Annotated in this window: 17 protein-coding genes; 6 read left to right on the plus strand and 11 right to left on the minus strand. The window is 46.5% G+C overall.

Annotated features, from left to right (window positions below; all coding sequences use genetic code 11):
- Positions 1-29 precede the first annotated feature (29 nt).
- Both hutI and hutG read left to right on the plus strand, forming a co-directional pair.
- Positions 30-1253 (plus strand): imidazolonepropionase, encoded by a 1224-nt coding sequence (gene hutI, locus NF543_RS14910; protein WP_257669131.1) that lies wholly within the window; start codon positions 30-32, stop codon positions 1251-1253.
- Entirely contained in the window at positions 1229-2263 is a 1035-nt protein-coding gene (gene hutG / locus NF543_RS14915) for a formimidoylglutamase (protein ID WP_257669132.1), read from the plus strand. The genes hutI and hutG overlap by 25 nt, the downstream gene beginning before the upstream one ends.
- Here hutG and NF543_RS14920 read toward each other — a convergent pair.
- The 3 genes from NF543_RS14920 to alaS all read right to left on the minus strand — a co-directional run bounded on the left by NF543_RS14920 (position 2242) and on the right by alaS (position 6758).
- Positions 2242-2931 carry a response regulator transcription factor gene (locus NF543_RS14920; protein ID WP_257669133.1) on the minus strand — a complete coding sequence of 230 codons (690 nt, stop codon included), beginning with the start codon at positions 2929-2931 and terminating at the stop codon, positions 2242-2244. The genes hutG and NF543_RS14920 overlap by 22 nt on opposite strands.
- Positions 2932-3031: 100 nt before the next feature.
- Positions 3032-4129, minus strand: a complete 1098-nt coding sequence (locus NF543_RS14925; protein WP_257669134.1) for a TlpA disulfide reductase family protein — start codon at positions 4127-4129, stop codon at positions 3032-3034.
- Between the two features lie 10 nt (positions 4130-4139).
- Positions 4140-6758, minus strand: a complete 2619-nt coding sequence (gene alaS / locus NF543_RS14930) for an alanine--tRNA ligase (RefSeq protein WP_257669135.1) — start codon at positions 6756-6758, stop codon at positions 4140-4142.
- A 252-nt stretch (positions 6759-7010) separates the two neighbouring features.
- Here alaS and NF543_RS14935 point away from each other — a divergent pair, with 252 nt between their 5' ends.
- The 4 genes from NF543_RS14935 to NF543_RS14950 all read left to right on the plus strand — a co-directional run bounded on the left by NF543_RS14935 (position 7011) and on the right by NF543_RS14950 (position 11674).
- Positions 7011-7625 (plus strand): sigma factor-like helix-turn-helix DNA-binding protein, encoded by a 615-nt coding sequence (locus NF543_RS14935; protein WP_257669136.1) that lies wholly within the window; start codon positions 7011-7013, stop codon positions 7623-7625.
- On the plus strand, positions 7622-8356 hold the full coding sequence (locus NF543_RS14940; protein WP_257669137.1) for a DUF3307 domain-containing protein: 735 nt from the start codon (positions 7622-7624) through the stop codon (positions 8354-8356). The genes NF543_RS14935 and NF543_RS14940 overlap by 4 nt, the downstream gene beginning before the upstream one ends.
- Before the next feature lie 94 nt (positions 8357-8450).
- On the plus strand, positions 8451-9773 hold the full coding sequence (locus NF543_RS14945; RefSeq protein ID WP_257669138.1) for an OmpA family protein: 1323 nt from the start codon (positions 8451-8453) through the stop codon (positions 9771-9773).
- Positions 9774-9901: 128 nt separating this feature from the next.
- A complete protein-coding gene (locus NF543_RS14950; protein ID WP_257669139.1) occupies positions 9902-11674 on the plus strand; it encodes a DEAD/DEAH box helicase in 1773 nt (590 codons plus the stop codon).
- A gap of 84 nt (positions 11675-11758) precedes the next feature.
- Here the strand turns inward: NF543_RS14950 and NF543_RS14955 are convergent, their stop codons facing one another.
- From NF543_RS14955 to NF543_RS14990, 8 genes are all read right to left on the minus strand, one after another.
- Complete coding sequence (locus NF543_RS14955) at positions 11759-13138, minus strand: MFS transporter (RefSeq protein WP_257669140.1); 1380 nt, start codon at positions 13136-13138, stop codon at positions 11759-11761.
- 195 nt (positions 13139-13333) lie between these two features.
- Complete coding sequence (uxaC, locus tag NF543_RS14960; RefSeq protein WP_257669141.1) at positions 13334-14743, minus strand: glucuronate isomerase; 1410 nt, start codon at positions 14741-14743, stop codon at positions 13334-13336.
- Positions 14744-14872: 129 nt separating this feature from the next.
- A complete protein-coding gene (locus NF543_RS14965) occupies positions 14873-16516 on the minus strand; it encodes a UxaA family hydrolase (RefSeq protein ID WP_257669142.1) in 1644 nt (547 codons plus the stop codon).
- Positions 16516-18036 carry a tagaturonate reductase gene (locus NF543_RS14970; RefSeq protein ID WP_257669143.1) on the minus strand — a complete coding sequence of 507 codons (1521 nt, stop codon included), beginning with the start codon at positions 18034-18036 and terminating at the stop codon, positions 16516-16518. The genes NF543_RS14965 and NF543_RS14970 overlap by 1 nt, the downstream gene beginning before the upstream one ends.
- Before the next feature lie 40 nt (positions 18037-18076).
- A complete protein-coding gene (locus NF543_RS14975) occupies positions 18077-20008 on the minus strand; it encodes a glycoside hydrolase family 88 protein (RefSeq protein WP_257669144.1) in 1932 nt (643 codons plus the stop codon).
- A 13-nt stretch (positions 20009-20021) separates the two neighbouring features.
- The gene (locus tag NF543_RS14980; protein ID WP_257669145.1) at positions 20022-21662 is read right to left on the minus strand and encodes a glycoside hydrolase family 28 protein; all 1641 of its coding nucleotides are present in this window, start codon (positions 21660-21662) and stop codon (positions 20022-20024) included.
- A gap of 139 nt (positions 21663-21801) precedes the next feature.
- The gene (locus NF543_RS14985) at positions 21802-22572 is read right to left on the minus strand and encodes a rhamnogalacturonan acetylesterase (RefSeq protein ID WP_257669146.1); all 771 of its coding nucleotides are present in this window, start codon (positions 22570-22572) and stop codon (positions 21802-21804) included.
- Positions 22573-22584: 12 nt separating this feature from the next.
- Positions 22585-23988 carry a Gfo/Idh/MocA family protein gene (locus NF543_RS14990; protein WP_257669147.1) on the minus strand — a complete coding sequence of 468 codons (1404 nt, stop codon included), beginning with the start codon at positions 23986-23988 and terminating at the stop codon, positions 22585-22587.
- Positions 23989-24038 lie beyond the last annotated feature (50 nt).

Genomic DNA, 24038 nt, shown 5'->3' on the forward strand with positions numbered 1-24038 from the left:
AGCGACTACCAAAAGCTGACAACAAAAAAATGAAACTCATAGGCCCATTTTCTCAGATAGTTACCTTCCGGGGCGCTTTATTGCAAGGCCCCATTGCAGATGAGCAATTGGAAATCATTGCACAAGGAGGCGTAATTATTGAAATGGGTCACATCCTTGCTGTGGGCATATTTGATAAACTCAGGAGACAATATCCACAAGCCACTATTGAAGAAATCCACGGAAAACAAACCTTGGTATCCGGTTTCATCGATTGCCATACACATATTTGTTTTGCGGGCAACCGGGCCAGAGACTACGCTATGCGTGTAGCGGGAAAGAGTTACCTTGAAATTGCCAAGGCTGGCGGCGGCATCTGGGATTCAGTGACCCAAACAAGGGAAGCGACGCTGCCGGAATTGGCTGCATTGACTATTGACCGTGCGAACCGGCTTCTGCATTCGGGTGTGACCACCATTGAAGTGAAAAGTGGGTATGGCCTTAATGTTGAAAGTGAACTTAACATATTACGGGCTATATCAAAAGCCAATGAGTGTACCCAAGCCGATCTAATTCCCACCTGTCTGGCAGCACACATGAGACCCCGAGATTTTAATGGTAGTGAAACAAGTTATCTTGACCATATCATTACGGATTTACTACCCGTCTTACACCAAGAAGGATTAGCCAATCGCGTTGATATTTTCGTTGAGGATTCCGCATTTGGACTGGAAAGTAGTAGCAATTATTTAAGGCAGGCCAAACAGCTTGGTTTTGCGCTCACTGTCCATGCTGACCAATTCAATACAGGTGGCTCAGCACTCGCTGTGGAATACGGTGCCGTATCAGCGGATCACCTTGAAGCCAGCACAGACAAGGAAATTATGCTGCTTGCTCAATCTAATACCGTTGCCGTCGTGTTACCAGGAGCATCTATTGGTCTAGGCATGGGATTCGCCCCTGCGAGAAAATTGCTCAATGCAGGTGCGTGTGTGGCGATTGCTAGTGATTGGAACCCCGGCTCGGCACCCATGGGTGACTTGTTAACTCAAGCAGCGGTGTTGGGTGTATACGAAAAGCTCACATTGGCCGAAACGGCAGCGGGACTCACCTTCCGGGCGGCCAAAGCACTTAACCTGATTGACAGGGGTATGCTCGAAGCAGGCAAACTGGCCGATATGCAAGCTTACCCCACTGCCGATTATCGGGATATTTTTTATAATCAAGGCACATTAAGACCCATACAAGTATGGAAACAAGGGGAGACCATCTGATAGACAGCCGTTGCTATAGGCCTAGCAGCATGCAACAATGGCAAGGGCGGGTAGATAGCACGGGGGAGGCACAATTGCGCTGGCATCAGCATATGAAAGTGCTTGACCTGTTACAACCGGCAAACGAAGTGTCGCCACACGCTATCGTACTATTGGGCTTCGAGTGCGATGAAGGAGTGAAACGCAATAAAGGTCGACCGGGAGCAGCTAAGGGCCCGGATGCTATCCGAAAAGCACTGTGTAACCTACCTGTATTTTACCCAGCGCTACCTATTTACGATGCAGGCAATATCTTATGCCCCGATCACGATCTTGAAGCAGCCCAATGTAACCTGGCTTTGGCCATAACCCAAATATTACAATTGAGTGCTTTCCCGATCCTACTTGGAGGGGGCCATGAAATCACCTATGGACACTATTATGGTATTCGCAATTTCTTGAAAAAGGGAGCTGCTTTACCGATAGGCACCGTTAATTTTGATGCACATTTTGACAATCGCGAGCCGATGGAATCCGGTGCAAACTCAGGTACCGGATTTTGGCAGATCGCTCAAGATTGCAGAGAAAATAATGAGCCATTTCATTGCCTTACCTTAGGCATCCAGAAAACGAGCAACACCCCTCTCCTATTTGAGACCGCGCATCAAACAAACACACATTATGCCTTGGCCCACCATTTCCACACGGATCACAAGCATATCCTCCAGCAACTGACCACTGCATTCCCCGAAGAAGTGAACCAATTATATATAACCATTGATATGGATGTCTTTGCCGCTGCATACGCGCCTGGCGTGAGTGCACCAGCTTATAACGGCATCCTGCCGGACGTTATCTTTTTCGACTGTTTGGATAAGCTGTTTGACAGTGGTAAGGTCATTTCATTGGATATTGCAGAGCTCAATCCTGGATACGACATCGATATGCGCACTGCAAAATTAGCAGCGAGCATTATTTTTCATGTAGTGGAACGATTAGCGACGCAAAATTATAAGGCTTCAAACTTATAGCCTACGCCTTTTACGGTAGAAACATAGTTTTCGCCGATTTTCTCTCTCAACTTGCGGATATGTACATCAATGGTACGATTGGTTACCACTACGGAATCCTCCCAAATGTTCTTAAGGATGACTTCACGTGTATATACCTTACCTGGTTTGGAAGCCAGTAAATAGAGCAACTCGAATTCCTTTTTGGCCAACACAATCTTTTCTCCGTTTTTGAACACCAGAAAAGCTTCCCGATCGACGACTAGATCAGAAATTTCCAATTTCTCACTGGGGAGTTCTTCGTTTTGTGCGTTGCGGCGTAGGATAGCATTGATGCGACTCAGTAAGGCCCGTGGTTTGATAGGTTTAGCGATATAATCATCTGCACCCACATTGAATCCGGCAATTTCGGAATATTCTTCGCTACGGGCGGTGAGAAATACCATGAACGTACTCTTGAATTCAGGCATGGCCCGCATAATGCGGCAGGCTTCAATACCATCCATCTTGGGCATCATCACGTCGAGGATAATCAAATCCGGCATGATTTTCTTGGCTGTAGATACCGCCTCTTGTCCATTGGACGCTGTATATACCTGATAACCTTCGCGCTTGAGGTTATAGGCAATCAGTTCTACAATATCCGGCTCATCATCTACCACCAGTATCTTTTGTTTTGCAGTGCTCATGGTGTTATTTTTTGCTAAAATATGTACTTAATGGCAAATAATGGTTAATATAATATTAATAAATCGTTAAACAGCTATACCAATTAACATAAAGGAAGCACTAATCAAATGTTTTCTTCAAAAAGGCTTCCAATTCGACACCCCTTAGGTTTTTAGCTACAATGATGCCTTTGGGATCCAACAAGTAAGAAGTGGGGATAGCTTGTATACGGTATAGCCCCACTACTTCGCTGCCCCATTGCTGCAAATCAGAAACGTTAGTCCACTCAAGGCCGTCTTCCTTGATGGCGCGCATCCATGAGCCCGGGTTGCCATCCAACGAAACACCCAATACAGTAAATCCGTTATCCTTATAGGTATGGTATTGCGCTACGATATTAGGGTTTTCTTCACGGCAAGGCACACACCACGAAGCCCAAAAATCTACCAAGGTATATTTGCCCTTGAAATCAGACAGTTTTACGCGTTGGTTGTTTGGTGTAAGTGATTCAAATTCGGGTGCGGGTTGGCCTACTGCTAACCGTTTTCGGTTGGCCATTTCTTCCAAAAACCTCCGTACGCTCGCATTATCATCCCACCGCCCTGCAATGCGATCGGCATAGGCTACCAATTCGACCTCCGCGATATCGACATCTAACGTACTCATGGCGTAGAAACCTGCCAGATCATCATTTTGGTTGGCAAATCGTATGGTAGCTTCCGTATAACCCTGCATACCTTCACGGTATTTTTGTAGGAATTGTTGCTGGAGGTTCATCACCGCTTCATTGTCCAGCCCCACCGCCTGATCAGCAAATTCATCATCCAATTCGCTCATAAACCGTTCCTTCTCGGTAATCGTGCCGGCAAAACTTTTTATTTTTTCCGAGAGCGGCGAACCTTCGACCTTGTATATATCAGCATTTTGCATGAGGTCAGCCTCGAATGAAACCTCATCTCCATTTTTCAGAATGAGGTGATATTTATTTTTCCCAGCGACTAAGGTGAGCAACCTCGGATGAGACGCCGTGCGGTGAAGCTTGAACTTGCCTTGTTCATTGAGAAAAACGGAATCTAACTTCCGCTCTCCTTCATACAGCACAACGGTTTTCGTACTTCCTGCGTTACTAATTTGGCCGTCAACCGTAAATCCATCATGACCGCCACATGCGGAGAAGATAAGTATCGCCCAACTGATCATGACAAGAAGCTTTCCCATATTCCTGATGTTATCGTTCTACAAATTCCCTGGCTCTGGCTATCGCATTGTCCAAACCACTCCCATCTTTACCACCCGCAGTGGCGTAAAACGGTTGTCCGCCTCCACCACCTTGTATTTCTTTTGCTAACTCCCGTACAATCGTTCCCGCGTTCCAGCCCTTATCCCTAACCAGGTTGTCTGAAATGACCACCGTGAGCCCCGGTTTCCCGTTGATTTCCGTACCCAATACAAGGAATAAATTCTCCATATGTCCTTTCAATGCATATGCCAAGGTTTTCACCGCGTCGGCATTGGGCAGATCTACCCGTGCGGCAATAAGATTGACCCCATTGATATCCAAGGCCTTGCCGGCAAGCTCGCTTTTAAGTTGCAATGCCTTATCCGTTATGGCATGTTCCACTTCTTTTTTAAGGGAGTTATTTTCCACCAGCAATCGATCGAGCGCTACCATCAAATCCTGCGGATTATTAAGCAATTCCTTGAATTTATTGACAGTGTCTGTTTGCTCATACACAAACTCCTCGGCCTTACGCCCAGAGATGGCCTCTAGACGTCGAACGCCTGCTGCAACGGCATTTTCGGAGACGATTTTGAAAAAACCAATTTGTCCAGTTGCTTGTACATGTATGCCGCCGCACAATTCCTTTGAAAAATCATCGTCAAATGTGATGACACGTACGTAATCCCCATATTTTTCACCAAACAAGGCTATCACACCCCCTTCGATGGCTTTTTGGAATGGCACATGACGTTCTTCTTTCAGGGCGATGTTGTCCCGGATTTTTGCGTTTACAATTTTTTCTATCTGTCGTAATTCTTCTTCAGTTACTTTGGCAAAATGTGAAAAATCAAATCGCAGGTAATCTGCATTGACCAGCGACCCTTTTTGGTTGACATGGCTGCCAAGCACCTGTTTGAGCGCCGCATGTAGTAAATGGGTGGCCGAATGGTTGCCCGCTATGTCGCGTCGTTTGATCTTATCGACTTTCGCAATGAAGGCCCCTTGTAATTCCTTGGGTAACGATTGTGCATTATGCACGATGAGCCCGTTTTCCTTTTTGGTATCCGTTATTATTATTCGTTTATCACTTTCTTGCGATACCAACTCACCGGTATCTCCTACCTGACCACCACCGGCTGCATAGAACGGTGTTACAGACAACACCAATTGGTATTGGTCTTTACCTTTTACAGTGATTTTTCGGTACTTTAAGATTGTGGTTTCACATTCCAGCTGGTCATACCCCACAAAATCTACCGTTTCTCTTTTTTGCAAAACAACCCAATCGCCTGTATCGATGGTGGTAGCAGCCCGTGAGCGGGTTTTTTGCGCCTCCAAGGCTTGTTGGAATCCTTCCATGTCTACATTCCGGCCCTTTTCTTTTGCGAGCAAACTAGTCAAATCAATAGGGAAACCAAAGGTATCGTAGAGCTCAAATGCAAAATCACCCGTTATTGCTTGGTGTTCGGCCATATACGCCTCAAACCGTTGTACACCGGTAACCAAGGTACGTAGAAAGGATTGTTCTTCTTCCAGCACCACTTTTTGTACAAAATCTTGCTGTGAAGCCAATTCATTGAAGACGCCTTCAAATTGCTGAGCCAGTAACGGTACCAATTCATGTAAAAACGGTTCCTTGAAATGAAGAAATGTATAAGCATACCGCACAGCGCGTCGTAGGATACGACGGATGACGTAGCCTGCTTTGTTATTGGATGGCAATTGACCATCGGCAATGGCAAAGCTAATCGCACGGATATGGTCTGCCAATACCCGCATGGCAATGTCTGTCTGTTCGCTGCTACCGTACGGTATCCCGGCCTTATTGGCAATGTAACCGATGATAGGCTGGAACACATCCGTATCATAATTGGATGCTTTGCCTTGGATAACACGCACCAGTCGCTCGAACCCCATACCTGTATCCACGTGTTTTGCAGGAAGCGGTTTCAATGAACCATCCTTTTGTCGGTTGAACTGCATGAACACCAAATTCCAAATCTCAATAACTTGCGGATGATCTGCATTGACCAAAGTACTTCCATCTACCGCTTCGCGTTCAGCATCTGGGCGGCAATCTACATGGATTTCAGAGCAAGGCCCACAAGGCCCTATGTCACCCATTTCCCAAAAATTGTCTTTCTTATTGCCTAAGCATATCCGCTCTTCGGCAATGACCTCTTTCCAAAAACCATAAGCTTCCTCGTCCTTAGATAGGTCGTCTGTATGATCTCCTTCAAATATCGTGACGTAGAGCCTATCTTTGTCTATCTTATACACTTCGGTAAGCAATTGCCAACTCCACATGATAGCCTCCCGTTTGAAATAGTCGCCAAAACTCCAGTTTCCCAACATTTCGAACAGCGTATGATGATAGGTGTCTATCCCCACTTCCTCCAAGTCGTTGTGCTTGCCCGACACCCGGAGGCATCGTTGCGTGTCTGCCACACGCGGGTATTGCGCATGCACTTGCCCCAAAAAGATGTCTTTGAATTGGTTCATCCCCGCATTGGTAAACATCAATGTAGGATCATTCTTGATTACTACCGGGGCCGATGGTACAATTTGGTGGCCTTTATCGTTGAAAAAAGCCAAAAAGGCTTCGCGGATTTCCCTGCTTGTCATGAAAACACAAAAATGTTTGTTGATATTTTCCGCAAACTTAGCTAAAATGCATGGCATTCACCAATACCATAGCAAACAACAATCCAGTAAAGCGATTGCTCCTAGCCACTTAGCTTAAATATCTGCTTAAATCCAGATATTTAAAATTATCTGTATACAGGCAGATAAATAAAATTATCTGTTTTTAAGCAGATAAATTTGCATTTCTCAAACCTATCTTTTACTTTTGACCTACCAATTTATCTATTGAACATGACAGGCATTATCACTGGTGATATTATCAATTCCCGAAAGTATGCTAATCCTGACGAATGGCTGATTAGGTTGAAGGTTGCTTTCAACAACATCGGGCCGACACCAAAAACATGGGAAATCAACCGTGGAGATAGTTTTCAATTGGAAATAACCCAACTACAGGAAACACTAAAAGAAGCCCTATATATCAAAGCCATTGTCAAAAGTGTATCGGGTTTGGATGTAAGGATGGCTATCGGTATAGGAACAAAAACATATGATGCGCCGAAAATCAGCGAAGCGAACGGCGAGGCTTTCGTCAATTCAGGGAGGTTGTTCGACCAGTTGAAAAAAATCACCCTTGCTATTAAATCGCCATGGCATGACATGGATCGATCCATCAACATGTGCTTGGAACTGGCCTTGCTAACCATGGATCGTTGGACAGCTAATTCGGCGGAAATAATGGCCCTTTCTATGGAGCACCCAGAAAAAACGCAATCCGAACTAGGCAATATGCTGCAAATTAGCCAAGGCAGGGTGAGCGAAAGGCAACAACGTGCTGGATATGACGAAATCATGAAAATGGAAACTTATTTCAGGGAACTGGTACAACAAAAAATAAAGGGATGACATTGTTTTTAAAATTATTGTTGGCGCATATTATCGGAGATTTTTGCTTTCAACCAAACAGTTGGGTCGCCGACAAACGGAAATATAAATACAAATCGAAAAAACTGTACCTCCACACGTTCATCCATGCTGCTTTAGTAGCCACGGCCTTCGGTTTCAATACGAGGTATTGGATGGGTTTCCTATTCATCATCGTATCTCATTACTTGATTGATTTGGTAAAACTATATGCGGAAAACAGAAAAAATGCGCTATTATACTTTTCGCTTGATCAGGCCCTTCACCTCATCATCTTAGCCATTGTTACGCATCATTATCAACCCTTTGATTACTCATTTACGGGTATCCTATCAACACCGCATCTGCTTTTCATTACCGCATTGGCGTTGGTCATCTTCGTTCCAGCGGTATTGATTAAAATGATGATTGCACAATGGCGCCTTGAAACAAAAGATCGACAGGGAAGCTCCTTGTTTCAAGAGGAAGATTCATTAATCCGCGCGGGAAGATTCATCGGGATATTGGAACGCCTTTTCGTATTCATATTCATCATCACCGACCACTGGGAAGCCGTTGGTTTCCTGTTAGCAGCCAAATCCATCTTCCGGTTCGGTGATCTCCGGGAAGGGAAAGATCGCAAATTGACTGAATATGTACTTATTGGCACATTACTCAGTTTTGGCATTGCTATCCTTATCGGATTGGGTTATCTGTATTTGGCAGCAACATGATGGGCAAACCAAGGCTGATATTTAACAGATTGAACGCGACCAAGAACAAGCAAAACGTATAAAAATTAGACAAAAACGAAAAACAATTATGCATATGAACATTACCTTTAAGAAGGCCGGACTACTTGCCGCCGCCAGTATCCTTTCCGCAACTCAATTGATTGGGCAGACCCATGTAGTTAATGAAGTAAGACCTTTTGCGCCCGAAACGGAATACCGGACATGGTCTATCGGAGTACATGGTGGTCTGCTGAACCAGTCCAACCTCATTGGTCTACGTCGTGAATTTGATAAAGTGGAACAAAACCTCGGATATGGCGTATATATTAAAAGACAAATCCTCCCTGGGTTCGGTGTCCAAGCAGAATTTGTCGGGGGAAAAGTAGGTGGCGCATATAAAGATAACAACAACACCTTCGAGACCAAACTACCTTGGTCTTTGGCATTATCGGCGCATATTACCCTAGCCAACATCAATTGGAGGCACCACCAAGGCGTCATCAAACCGTATTTGAATGCTGGATTAGGTGCGCTTAGTTTTGAACCAACGGCGGAAGTCGATGGAATCAGCATGGAATACGATGCCTCCACTAAGCTTTTTATACCTGGTGGAATAGGGCTAAAGTTTGCCGTCGCAAATGACCTCAATATTGATCTGGGATACCGGTTAAATCTTGTACAGTCGACAACCTTCGATGGCATAGTCAATGGTGGGTCTAAAGACATATATTCATATGCCCATTTGGGTGTCGAATTTGCATTGGGCAATAAGAGCAAACCGTTCATGGCCAACAGTAATCCGGTATCGGCCATGCAAAAAGAATACATGGCGCAATATGATGAATTATTGGCCCAAAAGGCCGCCTTGGAAGCACAGCAAGCGGAAAACAAAAAACTGCAATCCCAGATGGAACGCCTATATGCCGACCTCGCCGATGAGGATGGAGATGGCGTGGCCAACAGGTACGACAAGTGCCCTGACACACCTGAAAAAACCAAAGTGGATGGAGCAGGATGTCCTTTACCTGAGCCCAAAGCACCTGTTGTCCAACAAGTAGCCGTTACCGAAGAAGACCGCCGGGTAGTGGATGAAGCCATCCAAAACTTGGAGTTTGATTTAGGAAAAGCAACAATCCGGCAACCATCGCACACAAGCCTCAACAAGGTTGCTGTCTTGCTCATTGAGAAAAACTTCAGCCTCAAATTGGCAGGCCATACGGACAATACCGGGTCCATGCAAACCAACATGCGTCTCTCAAAAGAGCGTGCCGAAGCCGTGAAGGCATACTTGGTAAGCAAGGGGGCCAATCCTTCACGTATCGAAGCAACAGGATACGGCCCTACACAACCCATTGCAAACAATAGCACGGCAGAAGGCCGTCAACAAAATCGCAGGGTAGAGTTTACACTGTATTAAGTAAGCTATGAGAAGGCCTCAACCAAGGGGCCTTCTTTTTATTTTTCATCATTAAGTTTTGAAATTCAATTTATTATCCCTACATTTGCACCGCCTTAGGCAATAGTGCCTATTGTATATATAATTTCATGAACCCATTTATTGAACTGGGAATCCGTCATGATATTGTTAATGCCATCACTGAGTTAGGCTTTGAAAAACCTACTCCTATCCAGGAACAAGCCGTTCCCGTATTACTTGCAGGCAGCAACGATTTTGTCGGATTAGCCCAAACCGGCACCGGTAAAACCGCAGCATTTGGTCTGCCCTTATTAGAACTATTGGACTTTTCGCAAAAACATCCGCAGGCGCTCATTTTGTGTCCTACGCGTGAACTGTGTTTGCAAATTTCCAAAGACATTGAGAAATACGCAAAAAATCTCCCTGATGCACGTGTTGTTGCCGTTTACGGTGGTGCAAACATCAGTGACCAGTTGCGTCAAATACGACGTGGGGTGCAAATCGTAGTTGCCACTCCCGGACGTATGCTCGATATCATTGGCCGAAAAGCCATTGATTTTTCTAATGTACGTTACGTAGTATTGGATGAAGCCGATGAAATGCTCAACATGGGCTTTCAGGAAGACATCAACAATATCCTTTCCACTACTCCCGAAGAAAAGAAAACATGGCTGTTTTCAGCCACCATGCCCGCAGAGGTACGTCGTATCGCCAAGAAATACATGACCGATCCGCACGAACTCACCATGGGCACCAAAAACACCGGCAACGAAAACATCGAACACCAATATTATGTGGTGCGTGCCCGTGACAAGTATCCCGCATTCAAGCGTATCGTGGATTCAAATCCCCAAATTTTTGGCATCGTGTTTTGCCGCACCAAAATCGAGACGCAAGAAATTGCCGAAACACTGATCAAGGACGGTTACAATGCCGATGCGTTGCATGGTGACCTTTCACAGCAACAACGTGACAAGGTGATGAGACGTTACCGTGACCGCAGTCTCCAATTGCTCATCGCTACGGATGTAGCCGCGCGCGGTATTGACGTCAATAATGTGACGCATGTCATCAATTATTCCTTACCAGACGAAATCGAGAACTATACCCACCGAAGCGGCCGTACGGCCCGTGCAGGTAAAACCGGTATATCCCTTTCGTTGGTAAACCTCAAAGAGCTCGGTAAGATTCGCCAAATCGAAAAAGTTGTTGGCAAATCTTTCGTGAAAGCAGAAGTACCAAAGGGCGAGGCCGTAGTTGAAAAGCAACTGTTTGCCCTGATTGAAAAGGTACAACAAGTATCGGTTAGTGAAAACCATATCGATCCTTACTTGCCAAAGATCATGGAAAGCTTTGCTGAACTGAGCAAAGAAGATATTGTCAAGCGGTTTGCTTCACTTGAATTCAACCGCTTCCTGGAATATTACCAGAATGCACCCGATCTCAATGTAGACCCAAGCGAGAGCCGTGGCAGTGAGCGCAGCAAGGGAAAAAGCGACCGTTTCGGCCGTGATGAATACAAATCGGATTATACCCGCCTATTCATTAACCTTGGCTCGGTGGACGAGTTCACCCGTGGCGACATATTGGGATATATCTGCAATACCACCCAGATCAGTGGCAAAGCCATTGGCAAAATCGACCTCAAAGGGGTTTATACCTTCTTCGAAGTTGAAAATGCATCGGTTGACAAGGTATTCAGTGGATTCCAGCATATTGATTTCAATGGCCGCTCGGTCCGTGTGGAAAACGCAGGGGAGCGGGGAGCCGATGAAGGTCGCAGTGAAAAACGCAACCGTTCATTCCGAAATGGAGATGGCGGTGGTCGTAAGCGACGGGAAAACGGCGGCGGAGGCTTCCGTGACTTCTCTGGAAGACGCCGGGAAAAAAGCCGTTGGTAATCTATTAGTAGAACCCAAATAAAAAGGGCTTGCAGAATATAATCTGCAAGCCCTTTTCTATTTTATTCCTTACCGGGTATCACCCTAATCTTTCAAATTGACCAACTTCATTTTCGGAACCAAGGATTTCATAATTACCCATGCCAGCAAATAAGCCACGGCACACACCGAAAACATAATGGTATACCCTGTTGTGATATCATCTATCGATGCGTAATGGTCAAAAACGGCCCCGCCCGTTTTACTCATCACCACACCACCCATACCACCTGCCATACCACCAATACCCGTCACCGAGGCAACGGTGATTTTAGGAAACATGTCTGACACCGTTGTGAAGATGTTGGCAGACCACGCTTGGTGGGCAGATGCACCAATACCAATCAGTACTACTGGAATCCAGAAGCTTATGCCGCCCAAGGGTTGTGCAGCCAATACTAGTAACGGGAATAAGGCAATGATGAGCATCGCCTTCATGCGCCCATCGTATGGCGTGTATCCTTTCTTAATATAGTACATCGGGAACCACCCACCACCAATGCTGCCGAACATCGTCATGCTGTACAGCACCGCAAGTGGCAATATGATGGCCGTACCCTCCATGCCATATTGTGCCTTAAGATAAGCCGGCAACCAAAACAGGAAAAACCACCAGACGCCATCGGTCAGGAATTTCCCAATCGCAAACGCCCATGTCTGTCGGTATCCCAATAATTTCACCCATGGCACTTTCTCGGCCTTTTCTTCCTCCTTGTCGGCAGGCACATCCACTATCTCCTCGTCACTTTGGATATAGGCCAGCTCTGCAGCTGACAACCGTTTTTGCTTCTCTGGCTTTTCGTAGAACCAAAACCAGAAAATAAGCCAAAGAAAACCTACCGCTCCTACGCCGATAAATGTGCTCTGCCATCCCCAATGATAGGCCATCCAAGGCACGGTAAGTGGTGCAAGTATAGCGCCTACATTTGACCCCGAATTGAATATTCCCGTAGCAAACGCTCGGTCTTTCTTCGGGAAATATTCCGCCGTGGCTTTAATCGCAGCAGGAAAGTTGCCCGATTCCCCGAATCCAAGGAACGAACGTGATACAATGAAGCCCACCACGGAAAAGGACAACCCTGAAATCCCCACAATTCCAAGGATAGCCACGGTACCTTGGCCGATTGGTATGGCAACGGCGTGGATCATTGCTGCCACTGACCAAATAATGATGGCCAAGGCAAATCCCCATCTGGTGCCCAAACGGTCAATAATACGTCCAGCGAATAACATGGAAATGGCATAAACAAACTGAAAGGCCGCTGTAATATTGGCGTAGTCTGTATTTGTCCAGTTAAACTCTTCTTCCAAGGCGGGTTGGAGTAAACTGAGCACTTGCCGGTCTAAATAATTTATAGTTGTTGCTACAAATAATAATGCACATATCGTCCATCTGTATTTGCCTATTGGCTGAGGTAATGACATAATATAAGTTTAATAGAATTAGTCGTTGTCGATGTAAACGTTTACATCAACCAAATATATAAAGAGTTGAAAGAAAACCATTCCTTTACCCTAATTAATTTGCGAAATCGTTTTCGTTCATTACTGATTTTTCCGGTAATCTCATTTTATTCCTTTTAATTATCCAAGCTGATGTCATATAGGTATTCCCATCATTTAAGCATTATTCCAACCGAAATAATTATTTGCATTGTTGTATGAAATATCCTGCACAATTTGGCCCACCCATTCCATATCATGAGGAAGCTCGCCATTCTCGATTTCCGTGCCGAACAAATCACACAACAGGCGCCGGAAATATTCATGCCTTGGGAAGGAAAGAAAGCTTCGTGAATCGGTCAACATGCCCACAAATCGGCTCAAAAAACCCATATTGGACAGTGCGTTTATTTGTTTGGTCATTCCATCTTTTTGGTCGAGAAACCACCAAGCTGAGCCATACTGGATTTTGCCTGCCATCGAGCCGTCATTGAAATTACCAATCATCGTAGCCATCAACTCATTATCGGCCGGATTGAGGTTATATAAGATGGTCTTGGCCAACTTGTCTTCCTTGTCGAGCCTATCGAGAAACTTCGACAGGTTTCTCCCCTGTGAAAAATCTCCGATGGAATCCCATCCCGTATCTGGACCCAATTGGCGCATCATACGCGTATTATTGTTACGCATCGCCCCTAAATGGAACTGCTGCACCCATCCTTTTTCGGCATCCCATTGGCCAAAGAGCAGCAGCATCGCCGACTTAAACTTGCGATGTTCTTCCACGGATATTTCTTTGCCACTCATTGACTTGTCAAACACCCGATTAATCTCATCGTCGGTGAAATCATCACAATAGATTTCTTCCAATCCATGGTCAGACACCGAACAGCCCATTATGGCAAAGAAATCATGGCGGTTTTTCAAGGCACGCACAAAATCCGCATATGAACCAATGGTGATGTCTGTAGCGGCTTCCAACGTGGTGACGTATGCTTTGAATTTACCCAAATCATCGAGGTTCATGGCATTATCCGGGCGAAAAGCGGGTAAAACCGGTATTTCATACCCCTCATCTTTCAATTGCTGATGGAAGTGTAGTGGATCCACAGGGTCGTCTGTTGTACAGATGAGCTTCACGTTCATTTTTTTGAGTAGGCTCCGTACCCGATATTCAGGTGTTTGCAGTTTTTCTTGTGTCTCGTCGAATATCCTATCTGCGCTCGCTGCGTTCAATGGTTCGTATATTCCAAAATACCGTTGCAATTCAAGATGTGTCCAATGGTATAGTGGATTCCTTAGCGTATAGGGTACCGTCTCCGCCCATTTGCGGAATTTCTCCCGGTCTGGTCGATCACCCGTGATATAGCTTTCATCCACACCGTTGGTCCGCATGGCCCGCCATTTATAGTGGTCACCATTGAGCCATACCCGTGTGATGTTGTCGAATTGGGTGTTTTCCGCTATCTGTTGCTGAGGGAGGTGGCAATGGTAATCAATGATGGGCATATGAGCAGCATAATCATGATATAATGTCTGGGCCGTCTTGGTGTTCAGCAGGAAGTGCTCATCTAAAAACTTTTTCATACTGTATAAGTTCGCTTATTTGTTTATTTGCCTATTTGTTTATTCGTTTATTTGCCCATTCGTTTATTCGCTGATTTGCGTAGTCGCTAACGGCAAATTAGCGAAGAGCAAATCTTCAAATCAGCAAAATCATAAAGAGACTCCTCGTTTCCAAGGGATAAAATCATCTTGGTTGAGCCGTACGGCATGGGGAACGGCCGCTCCTGAGGCCACTTTTATGCAATATTCAAGAATTTCCGCTCCCATTTCCTCAACGGATTGTTGCCCGGAGATAATCGGTCCACAATCCACATCAATGATATCGGCCATCCGTTTGGCCAGTTCGCTATTGGTTGCCACTTTAATAACCGGACATATGGGATTGCCCGTGGGCGTTCCCAACCCGGTGGTAAACAGGATCAATGTTGCCCCGCTGGCCGCTTTCCCGGTAGTTGCCTCTACGTCATTTCCGGGTGTGCAGACCAGGTTTAGACCGGCTTTTACGGCAGGTTCGGTGTAATCGAGCACATCCACCACCGGAGCCGTTCCGCCCTTTTTGGCCGCGCCATTGCTTTTGATGGCATCGGTGATAAGCCCATCCTTGATGTTTCCAGGAGACGGATTCATATGAAACCCAGATCCCACACGTTCTGCAGAATCGCCATATGCACGCATCAATCCGATGAATTTTTTTGCAGCGGCTTCATCCAACGTTCTATCGATGAGATGCTGTTCGGCGCCACACAGTTCCGGAAATTCGGCCAGCAGCACCTTCCCTCCCAATGCTACTAGAAGGTCCGAACAATAGCCTACCGCAGGATTAGCCGAGATACCGCTAAAGCCATCGCTTCCCCCACACTTCACCCCGATCGTCAATTGGCTAAGTGGTGCCGGTTTACGCTCCATTTTATTGGCTTCCACCAAACCAGTGAATGTCTTCTTGATCGCATCGGTAATCAGTTGTTCCTCACTCACAGATTGTTGCTGTTCGAAAATCGCTAGCGGTTTATCAAAACCTGGGTTACGGGCCTTCAAATCAGCCAAGAAATCCTGCACTTGCAAATTCTGGCAACCAAGGCTTAGTACGGTCACGCCGGCCACATTAGGATGATCTGTATAGGCGGCTAGGAGTTTGCTCAGTACTGCTGCATCCTGTCTGATGCCCCCACACCCCCCTTGGTGGTTGAGGAATTTAATGCCATCGATGTTTTTGAATAACCTATCTACCGGTACGATGGATTCCTTAATCTCCAAAGAAGCTGATCTGTAATTACCTCCCTGTTCGTACAATTCCCGTAGCATCTTAGTCTTTGCTTTATACCGGTCTGTCACGGCATAGCCAAGTTCCGCATGGAGCGCCTCCTTAATGACATCGAGGTTTCTATTCTCACAAAACACCGTGGGAATAAACAACCAATGGTTGGCCGTCCCTACCTTACCGTCGCTTCTGTGGTATCCGTTGAAGGTGCGCCCCTCAAAACGGGAAACATCAGGAGGTGACCACTGATATTTATAGGGTCTATATTCATATGGAGCCGCAGCATGTTTTACATTATCTGTGGTCATACGCTCACCCTCATGCACATCCCATTGTATTTTTCCTACCAATGTCCCGTACATGATTACCGCATCGCCTTGCTGCAAGTCTTTCGTAAAAAATTTATGTTTGGATGGGATGTCCTCCACGAGGTGGTATTCCTTGCCTTCATGGATAATGGTGTCACCTGCCCCCACATCCTGCAGCGCTACCAATACATTATCACTTGGATGGATTTTCAATACACGTTGTGCCATTACGCTGTTGGGTTGCTATTACGTAGTACTTCCAAAGCCGGGGCGCGCAGGAAATCCTGCAAATATCCGGTCACTGCCGAAGCAAAACCAGGGATAAGGCTGAGGTTGGTATGCCATAGACTTTGGTTATTCAGTACTCGTTCCACCAAGGTTTCCGCATCGTATTTGGCCCAAAGGCTTTCAAAATACGCAGCTTGTTCGTCATTGATGGAATAAAAGCCATTGCCCACATTGCCTCGGTACGTATCATCCACGCTACGCTTGCAGCGCATGAAGCGTAGGTAAGCTGCAAAACCCATTGCCATGTAGGTCGGCGGTTGTTGTTTTTGAGCATACCCTTCAAGCAAAGCGACATTCCGCATCTGCATTTTGGAGGTATAATTGAGGCCAATGCTCAGCCATTGGTGATCCAAGAAGGGGTTGCGGAATCTGTCGATGACGCTAGTGGCAAAGTCAAGGGCTTCTGCCTCACTGATTTTATCCCCTACGATAGTAGGGACAATTTCCCGTTCCATGAGGTGTTTGATATATCGCGAAAAATCGGCATCCTGCATGGCTTCCCTGACCGTAGTGAAGCCGCATAAAACGGCAAGTCCGCAGGAGAAGGTATGGCTTCCATTGAGCAATCGCAATTTAAGTTCCTTGAATTTCCAGATATCAGGAGCAATGGCTATCCCTGTATCCACTTGGGAAAACGTGAGTTTGCGTGCTACCTCTGGATGGTCGGCTGCAATGGCCCATAAGCGGAAAGGCTCCGCCATAATGGCCAATTCGTCGCTATAACCTAGTTTTTCCTCCACTTTTTCGAGTTCGGCCATAGGTAGCTTACCCGGTACGATACGGTCAACGAGCGTATCGCAAAACTGGTTGGCTTCTTTAAGCCAATCCATAAAATCCGCACCCAATCCGTGGAACTCGGCAAGCTGGAGCACTATTTCCTTGAGCTTGTCACCATTGTTACTGATCAATTCAGTGGGCAAAATCACCAATCCCCTGCTTTTATCACCATTGAAGTGCCTAAAACGGCTATATAGAACCGCCGTAAGCTTGCCTGGAAACGAACGTGGCGGCTGTGCTTTCAAATCATCATGCTCATCCAGCACGATGCCTACTTCGGTCGTATTGGATATCACGACTTCCAGTTCCGGCTTGGCCGCAACTTTCATAATTTCATCCCATTGTTGGGCAGCCGATAGCACCCGGCTGATTGCAGACACCAAGATGGTTTCTTGTTTTTCTCCCCCCCCTTCAATTCCTTTGACATGAAGGGTATACAGACCATCTTGTTCAGCAAAAGCGTCCGTCCTTCCATTGGCTGTGGACTTCACCACTACAATCCGTCCATTGAAAACGCCTTGTCTGTTTGCTTTATCAATAAAATAATCCGGTAGGCCTCGTAGCAACACGCCGGTTCCAAATTGGAGTACCTTTTCAGGTAGTTTTGCCCATCCATCCGGAGGCATGGTGATCCGTTGATTTTCTCGGTTGCCTATTACCCAATCGCTATTTAGCTTAACCATATCCCTGTTGTGTTCTATTTCAAAATCCTGTATTATAAAATCAATTTTTACTCCGCGCACGTTTGAGCAACCAGTTTACCCAGTCTTGTGTGGCTGCATAGTTCTGAAACGTAGGTGGGAGCTTCCTGCCATCCACATATTCATTGTATATCCAAGGATCACCCAATGCGAAGACCGTACCTTTTCCATACTTGGCATATGCCATGAGGTCTTTCCCCTCATGAGACAAGAGTGGACGTGCAGGCGCTGAAAGGTCGAGCGTGCTTACTTCTTTCAAGAACAACGTTAAACCCTTGGTAAAAACCGGGTTACGGGGCGGCACAACTACCGTCCCCTGGCTGAAGTCATTGTTTTTGACCATCAGCTCATTGTCTTCGTTGAAACGAATACCGAAACGTTGGGCCAAGCGGTTGAAGTGTTCGAATTCCGCATTGCCAGCATCGTTGCTCAGCAACACCAGCACCCCACCGCTATGCACCCAATCGGCAATGACGGATAGCTGAGGCTCCTCCAGGTAATTCGGGTTTGGCGTTTCTTTGTCCGTATCCGGATCCACGATGATATAGATGGAAGCATTGCTTAGCGTTTCTTTATCCGGCTTGGTTGTCAAATTCGTGGTCTTTGCTCCATACATCCGGAATATGTGCCCAAGGAATGCGTATCCACCATGGGATTGTTCTTCCCAAACGTAATGGAATCGCACGTCTTGACCAGCTAGGTTTTTACGATATTCATTGTTGTAAAAATAATCCAGCACCACGGTCTTACCCTTGCCTAATTTCAACTGGGGGAGCATTTCCATTTCGGTGGCGCATTTGATAAATGCGCCGATTCCTTTCGGGTCATTCTGAATCACCGGTTCGCTCATGTAATATTCAAAGCTACCATCGCGGTACCTACCGCTACCGCCAAGGCCGGAAACCATCACGGTTCCTTCGAGGTTGATACCACCGTCTTCCCGCTCACTGATGAACTCGTTAAGTATCCCTTGATATCCCTTGCGTGCATTTTTCAAGAATCGATCCGGTAAATACCCCAAGCGTACTCCCTTGGCCAAGGTATAGACGAGCATGGCGGAGGCAGAGGCTTCCAGGTAATTCCCCTCGCGATACCCCATATCCACCACATCATACCACACCCCGGATTTCCTATCCTGAAATTGCACCACAGCATCCGCCAGGCGAACCAAGATATTGGCAAGCGAGTCGACACCAGGATGCCCATCGGGAAAATGCTCAATGGCATCTACCAGCGCCATGCCAAACCAACCAAGGGAACGCCCCCAGAAATTGGGAGATCTGCCCGTCACGTCATCCGCCCATGCCTGTTCACGTGACTCGTCCCAACCATGGTAGAGCAATCCGGTTTTATCATCGCGGCTGTGCTTTTCCATCAGCACAAATTGGTTGGTGATGTCGTCAAACGCTTCCGGCTCCCCATATAGCTTGGCATATTCCGCATAGAACGGTTGCCCCATATAAAGCCCATCCAACCACATTTGGTGCGTATATATTTTTTTATGCCAAAACCCTCCTTCCGAGGTCCGTGGATGGGTGCGTAATTGATCGCGAAGCAGATTGGCCGCTTTGTAATATTTTTCCTTGCCGGTCACTTGTGCTAGTAGCAGCAATACCTTTCCATTATTGACGAAGTCGATATTATAATCTTCTCTCTTGTAGGAACGGATGGTACCGTCTTCCTGCACATACCGATCCATCTGCAGCTGAATGTAATCAAACCATTTGGCATCCCCTGTGGCTTTCCACACCGCTTCGGTCCCTTTGAGGATCACACCAAGGTCGTAACTCCATTTTGCCGGCGTACCGGGTTTCCCCAGATTGAATGAATCGGGCCAAAGCTTCATGGCCGTCGCAGCCATCAGCTCACTATACTTAGTCGTTTCGTTTTGTGCAAAACCCACCTGCACCATTATGCAGGAAACCAACAACGCAATTATACTTCCTTTCTTCATGTTTGTCGTTTTATTAATTAAATGAAACCACCTGAGCTTTCGCGCCGAAATCCCCCAGCACAGGTCTAGCAGCTTTCCCGGCATCCGTGTTCTCCACCCGGATATCCTTGCTTCTATCCCCTTGTATGTGTACCAATACCTCCGCCCCTTTATTATAGGTTATCTGGTCTAATAGAACACCATCGCTATTCAGGATATAGGCCACAGGGCCAGCTTCCGTATTGTCTACCGTTATATGCTTTAAGCTGATGCCGCTCGCTTCCTGGATATCAATCCCCTGTTTTGCCCGCACATGCAGGTTGTTGATATGGATATCACGGATATGCATCTCGGGGAGTCCCCTTATAAACAATCCTTTGTTGGCGCCATCGCAAAACACATTGCTGATGTGGAAGTTACGGAACTGAGGCGTACCTTCATCCACGGCCATCATTTCCACTTTGGGTGGTTGCCGGGTTTCGCCCGTTGCCGGAACCGGATCCACGGCTTCATAATACATATCAAAAAGTATGGCCTCGCCGGGAATATCCTTCATGAAGATATCTTTTATAAATACGTTTTCAACTACCCCCCCTCGTCCGCGGGTTGTCTTGAAACGTAAGCCAATATCTGTACCTACGAAGGTAAGGTTAGAAATATAGAGGTTGCGTGCACCGCCGCTCATTTCACTCCCCACCACAAAACCTCCATGCGCATGATATACCGTGCAATTACGCACCCATAGATTTTCGGTGGGCATCCCTATTTTGCGGCCATATTCATTCTTGCCACTTTTTACACAGATGGCGTCATCACCCACGTCAAATGAACAATTTTCCACTAACACATTGGTACATGATTCGATATCCAAACCATCCCCGTTTTGCGAGTACCATGGGTTGCGAACCGTGATTCCCTTTATCGTGATGTCGCGGCTCATTAGGGGGTGGATGTTCCAAGCTCCTGAATTCTGGAAGGTTACCCCTTCCAATAAAATACCTTCACATCTTTCCAGTACGATTAGGTTAGGCCGCAGAAAATCCTTGATTTCTTCAAAAAACCGTTGGTCCTTTTCCGGGGTAATTTCCCCAGCGTCTTTATATCGCTTTCCCTTTAATGCATTTTCCGTAGGATACCACTCTTTGCCGTCAGGTGTGAGCACTCCACCGGAGGCGACCAATTTTTTCCATTGGGAGTCCGTCATTTTTCCTTTTTTCACGAATCGCCAAGCATCACCATTACCATCAATAATTCCATGGCCTGTAATGGCGATGTTCCGTTGCCCTTCGGCCCGGATTGGAGAATGCCTACGCACCTGCTTTAGCCCTTCCCAACCGGTTTCTATTAATGGGTATTGGTCAAAATCATCGGTAAATTGCAACAAGGCATTGCGTTCCAGGTACAGGTTTACATTGCTTTTGAGCACAAAGGGTCCTGACACCCATACCCCTGCTGGAATACGCACCACACCACCGCCGTTGCCATGGCAAGCGTCAATAGCCGTAGTAATGCTTGCCGTGTTTAATGTATGGAGTGTGGCATTTGCCCCAAAATCCCGGATATCAAACGTGTCCGTTTTGAATGTAGGCAATGGGACATCCGCTTCTGGCCACTGCGCTTGCGCAGAGGCAAAAGAAAGAGCCATTATCCACGCTACAGTGGTTAGTTTCTTCATGTTTACGCGTAATCTTATAAGTTGTTTATATCTCATGAATGCTTACAATGTTAATGCTATGCGGATTTGTTATCAACGAATTGCTAACATTTATTTGCGCAAACGATACCGACAACGATTGCATACAGGTGCTTCGCCATCAATCCTTGAAATACATCTCCAATTCAGGGATTTTTGCCTTCATTTCCGCCACAGCCAGATCACATAGCTTGAATGCTCCGGTACCCGATAAGTGTGTGTCATCCGTAGCGCCTTTTGCCAGCGTTTCATATTGACCGGGCGCTAGATGGAGGAATAACGACTTGGAACGCTCTGGACCCCACTCCAGCAGCAGCTCCCTTGTCCGGGCATGCATATCCAGCAACACCACTCCCTGTTCCTCGGCCACCTTACGTACAGCCTCCGGGTATTTTCCGTGTGTTTCAAGCAAATAACCGCGGTCATCAAATTTTCGACGTACAATGGGTGTGGCCAATACCGGAATCCCGCCCCGTTCCTGTGTCTCTTGGATGTATTGTTCTAATTGCTGTGGATATTCAACATCCGGATCCGCATATCGCGCTGGACTGTTCGCCTTCTGGTCATTGTGCCCAAATTCAATAATCACATAATCTCCGGTTTTTATCCGTTCTTTCACTTTGTCCCAATGGCCTTCATCCCGGAAGCTTTTCGTGCTTCTGCCGTTCAGTGCATGGTTTTCTACCCGTACGCCTTCATCGAAATACAACGGCAGCACCTGCCCCCACCCTTTTTCGGGATTGCTCTCCCGGTAGGGCTTGTCGGCCACCGTGGAATCGCCGATGAGAAATACCGTTATCTGTCGTTGGTCGTTCCATGCGAAGGCAGTAAACAGCGCTACTAGTGGAACGATCATCCATTTCACCCGCCTTGCCAAACAATTTTGCTTCATCAGTCAACACGTTTAAGAAATGCGCTTGGGCATGGGTTTAAGATCAGTGAGTGACGCTATCTTTACCGGCGCATTCGCATCGATGCTTTTCCTCGCCGCAATACCGATGAGGACAGACATCACGCCGTCTCGAACGCCGGCAGCATGACCGAAAGGATCTGGCGCCTCTTTGTTCTTAAAAATCTTATCGTGCAAGCGCCTGTCGCCACCACCATGGCCGCTCCGTTCGCTTGCCACCTGGATAACTTTATAGTCAGACCAGTTTTTGTAAAGCACTAGCGGCTCTTGAATCATGTCTTCTTGCTTTGTTTGGTTCATTTCAGCCGCATGCAGGTCTTCTTGATCCAAGTGATCGTTTTTCATCCACGGAATGTCCAGCCAAGCTTCAATCCGCCCCTTATGGCCGTTGAACGCTATACGCCAGCCCTCGAAAGGCGAATAGGTGGTGAGCGAATAGTTAACGACGACCTTATTCGCATACTTGATCTGGGCAGACATTTTATCATAGATATCGATTTCATTCCGATACACACAGCCATCCCGGATGTATCCATCATGCTCCTCATGGGCCACATACAGCTTCATGCTATGTGCATCTTTGGTGATATCCCAATAGTATGCACATTCCTGTTTGTGTGGGCAACTGCGACAACTTTTGCCTCGGAAAGGGCCGTTGCTTCCATAGTGTTCGAGCGCACCATAAGCGAAAACCTCCTCAGGATCCGAGTCGATCCACCAGTTCAATAAGTCAAAATGATGGGTGGCTTTATGCACCCATAGCGAACCACCGCTATTCATCAATCCATGCCACCTTCGATAATAAGATGCCCCATGGTGGGTATTCAGATACCAGTTGAAATCCACTGAAGTAATTTCGCCGATTTCATTGTTCTGAAGCAATTCCTTGATTTTGGTCATGTAGGGGCTCCAGCGGTAATTAAAACCGACAATCAGGTTTTTCCCATATTTCCGTTCCGCGTCCAATATGGCCTGCGCCTTAGTCTCGTCAGTAGTTAGCGGCTTTTCGGTAAGCACATCGCTACCAGCCGCCAGCCCTTTGATGATAAACTCATGGTGTGTGGAGTCTTTGGTACACACGATGACCAGATCCGGTTTGGATTTTTGCAACATTTCATCGAAATCCACATAAATCGGGCAGTTTACTTTCATGTATTCCTTAGCAAATGCGAGCCTACCGGGATTGATATCACTTAATCCGACGAACTCCAGCAAATCGGGATATTGTTCCACGAGCCGTTTGCCCCAGAATGATATGCCGCGTACACCGGTGCCTACCAATACGACACGAAGTTTCCTTGTTAAACCAAAAGCATGGTTAGGCATGGAAACCGCACTCCCTGCTGCCAGCACACCTATCGAATAAAGAAAAGAGCGTCTTGAAAGATTAGTTTTCATTGTTGTTTGTTGTTTAGAAGTTAGTTAGTTGCATCGTCATGATGCACATG

Source organism: Parapedobacter tibetensis (assembly GCF_024704835.1).
In the GTDB taxonomy this organism is placed as follows: domain Bacteria; phylum Bacteroidota; class Bacteroidia; order Sphingobacteriales; family Sphingobacteriaceae; genus Parapedobacter; species Parapedobacter tibetensis.

What these genes read in the sequence shown, in the direction of transcription:
- hutI (WP_257669131.1), top strand. Translation starts at nt 30, where the DNA reads ATGAAACTCATAGGCCCATTTTCTCAGATAGTTACCTTCCGGGGCGCT.
- hutG (WP_257669132.1), top strand. Translation starts at nt 1,229, where the DNA reads ATGGAAACAAGGGGAGACCATCTGATAGACAGCCGTTGCTATAGGCCT.
- NF543_RS14920 (WP_257669133.1), bottom strand. Translation starts at nt 2,931, where the DNA reads ATGAGCACTGCAAAACAAAAGATACTGGTGGTAGATGATGAGCCGGAT.
- NF543_RS14925 (WP_257669134.1), bottom strand. Translation starts at nt 4,129, where the DNA reads ATGGGAAAGCTTCTTGTCATGATCAGTTGGGCGATACTTATCTTCTCC.
- alaS (WP_257669135.1), bottom strand. Translation starts at nt 6,758, where the DNA reads ATGACAAGCAGGGAAATCCGCGAAGCCTTTTTGGCTTTTTTCAACGAT.
- NF543_RS14935 (WP_257669136.1), top strand. Translation starts at nt 7,011, where the DNA reads ATGACAGGCATTATCACTGGTGATATTATCAATTCCCGAAAGTATGCT.
- NF543_RS14940 (WP_257669137.1), top strand. Translation starts at nt 7,622, where the DNA reads ATGACATTGTTTTTAAAATTATTGTTGGCGCATATTATCGGAGATTTT.
- NF543_RS14945 (WP_257669138.1), top strand. Translation starts at nt 8,451, where the DNA reads ATGAACATTACCTTTAAGAAGGCCGGACTACTTGCCGCCGCCAGTATC.
- NF543_RS14950 (WP_257669139.1), top strand. Translation starts at nt 9,902, where the DNA reads ATGAACCCATTTATTGAACTGGGAATCCGTCATGATATTGTTAATGCC.
- NF543_RS14955 (WP_257669140.1), bottom strand. Translation starts at nt 13,138, where the DNA reads ATGTCATTACCTCAGCCAATAGGCAAATACAGATGGACGATATGTGCA.
- uxaC (WP_257669141.1), bottom strand. Translation starts at nt 14,743, where the DNA reads ATGAAAAAGTTTTTAGATGAGCACTTCCTGCTGAACACCAAGACGGCC.
- NF543_RS14965 (WP_257669142.1), bottom strand. Translation starts at nt 16,516, where the DNA reads ATGGCACAACGTGTATTGAAAATCCATCCAAGTGATAATGTATTGGTA.
- NF543_RS14970 (WP_257669143.1), bottom strand. Translation starts at nt 18,036, where the DNA reads ATGGTTAAGCTAAATAGCGATTGGGTAATAGGCAACCGAGAAAATCAA.
- NF543_RS14975 (WP_257669144.1), bottom strand. Translation starts at nt 20,008, where the DNA reads ATGAAGAAAGGAAGTATAATTGCGTTGTTGGTTTCCTGCATAATGGTG.
- NF543_RS14980 (WP_257669145.1), bottom strand. Translation starts at nt 21,662, where the DNA reads ATGAAGAAACTAACCACTGTAGCGTGGATAATGGCTCTTTCTTTTGCC.
- NF543_RS14985 (WP_257669146.1), bottom strand. Translation starts at nt 22,572, where the DNA reads ATGAAGCAAAATTGTTTGGCAAGGCGGGTGAAATGGATGATCGTTCCA.
- NF543_RS14990 (WP_257669147.1), bottom strand. Translation starts at nt 23,988, where the DNA reads ATGAAAACTAATCTTTCAAGACGCTCTTTTCTTTATTCGATAGGTGTG.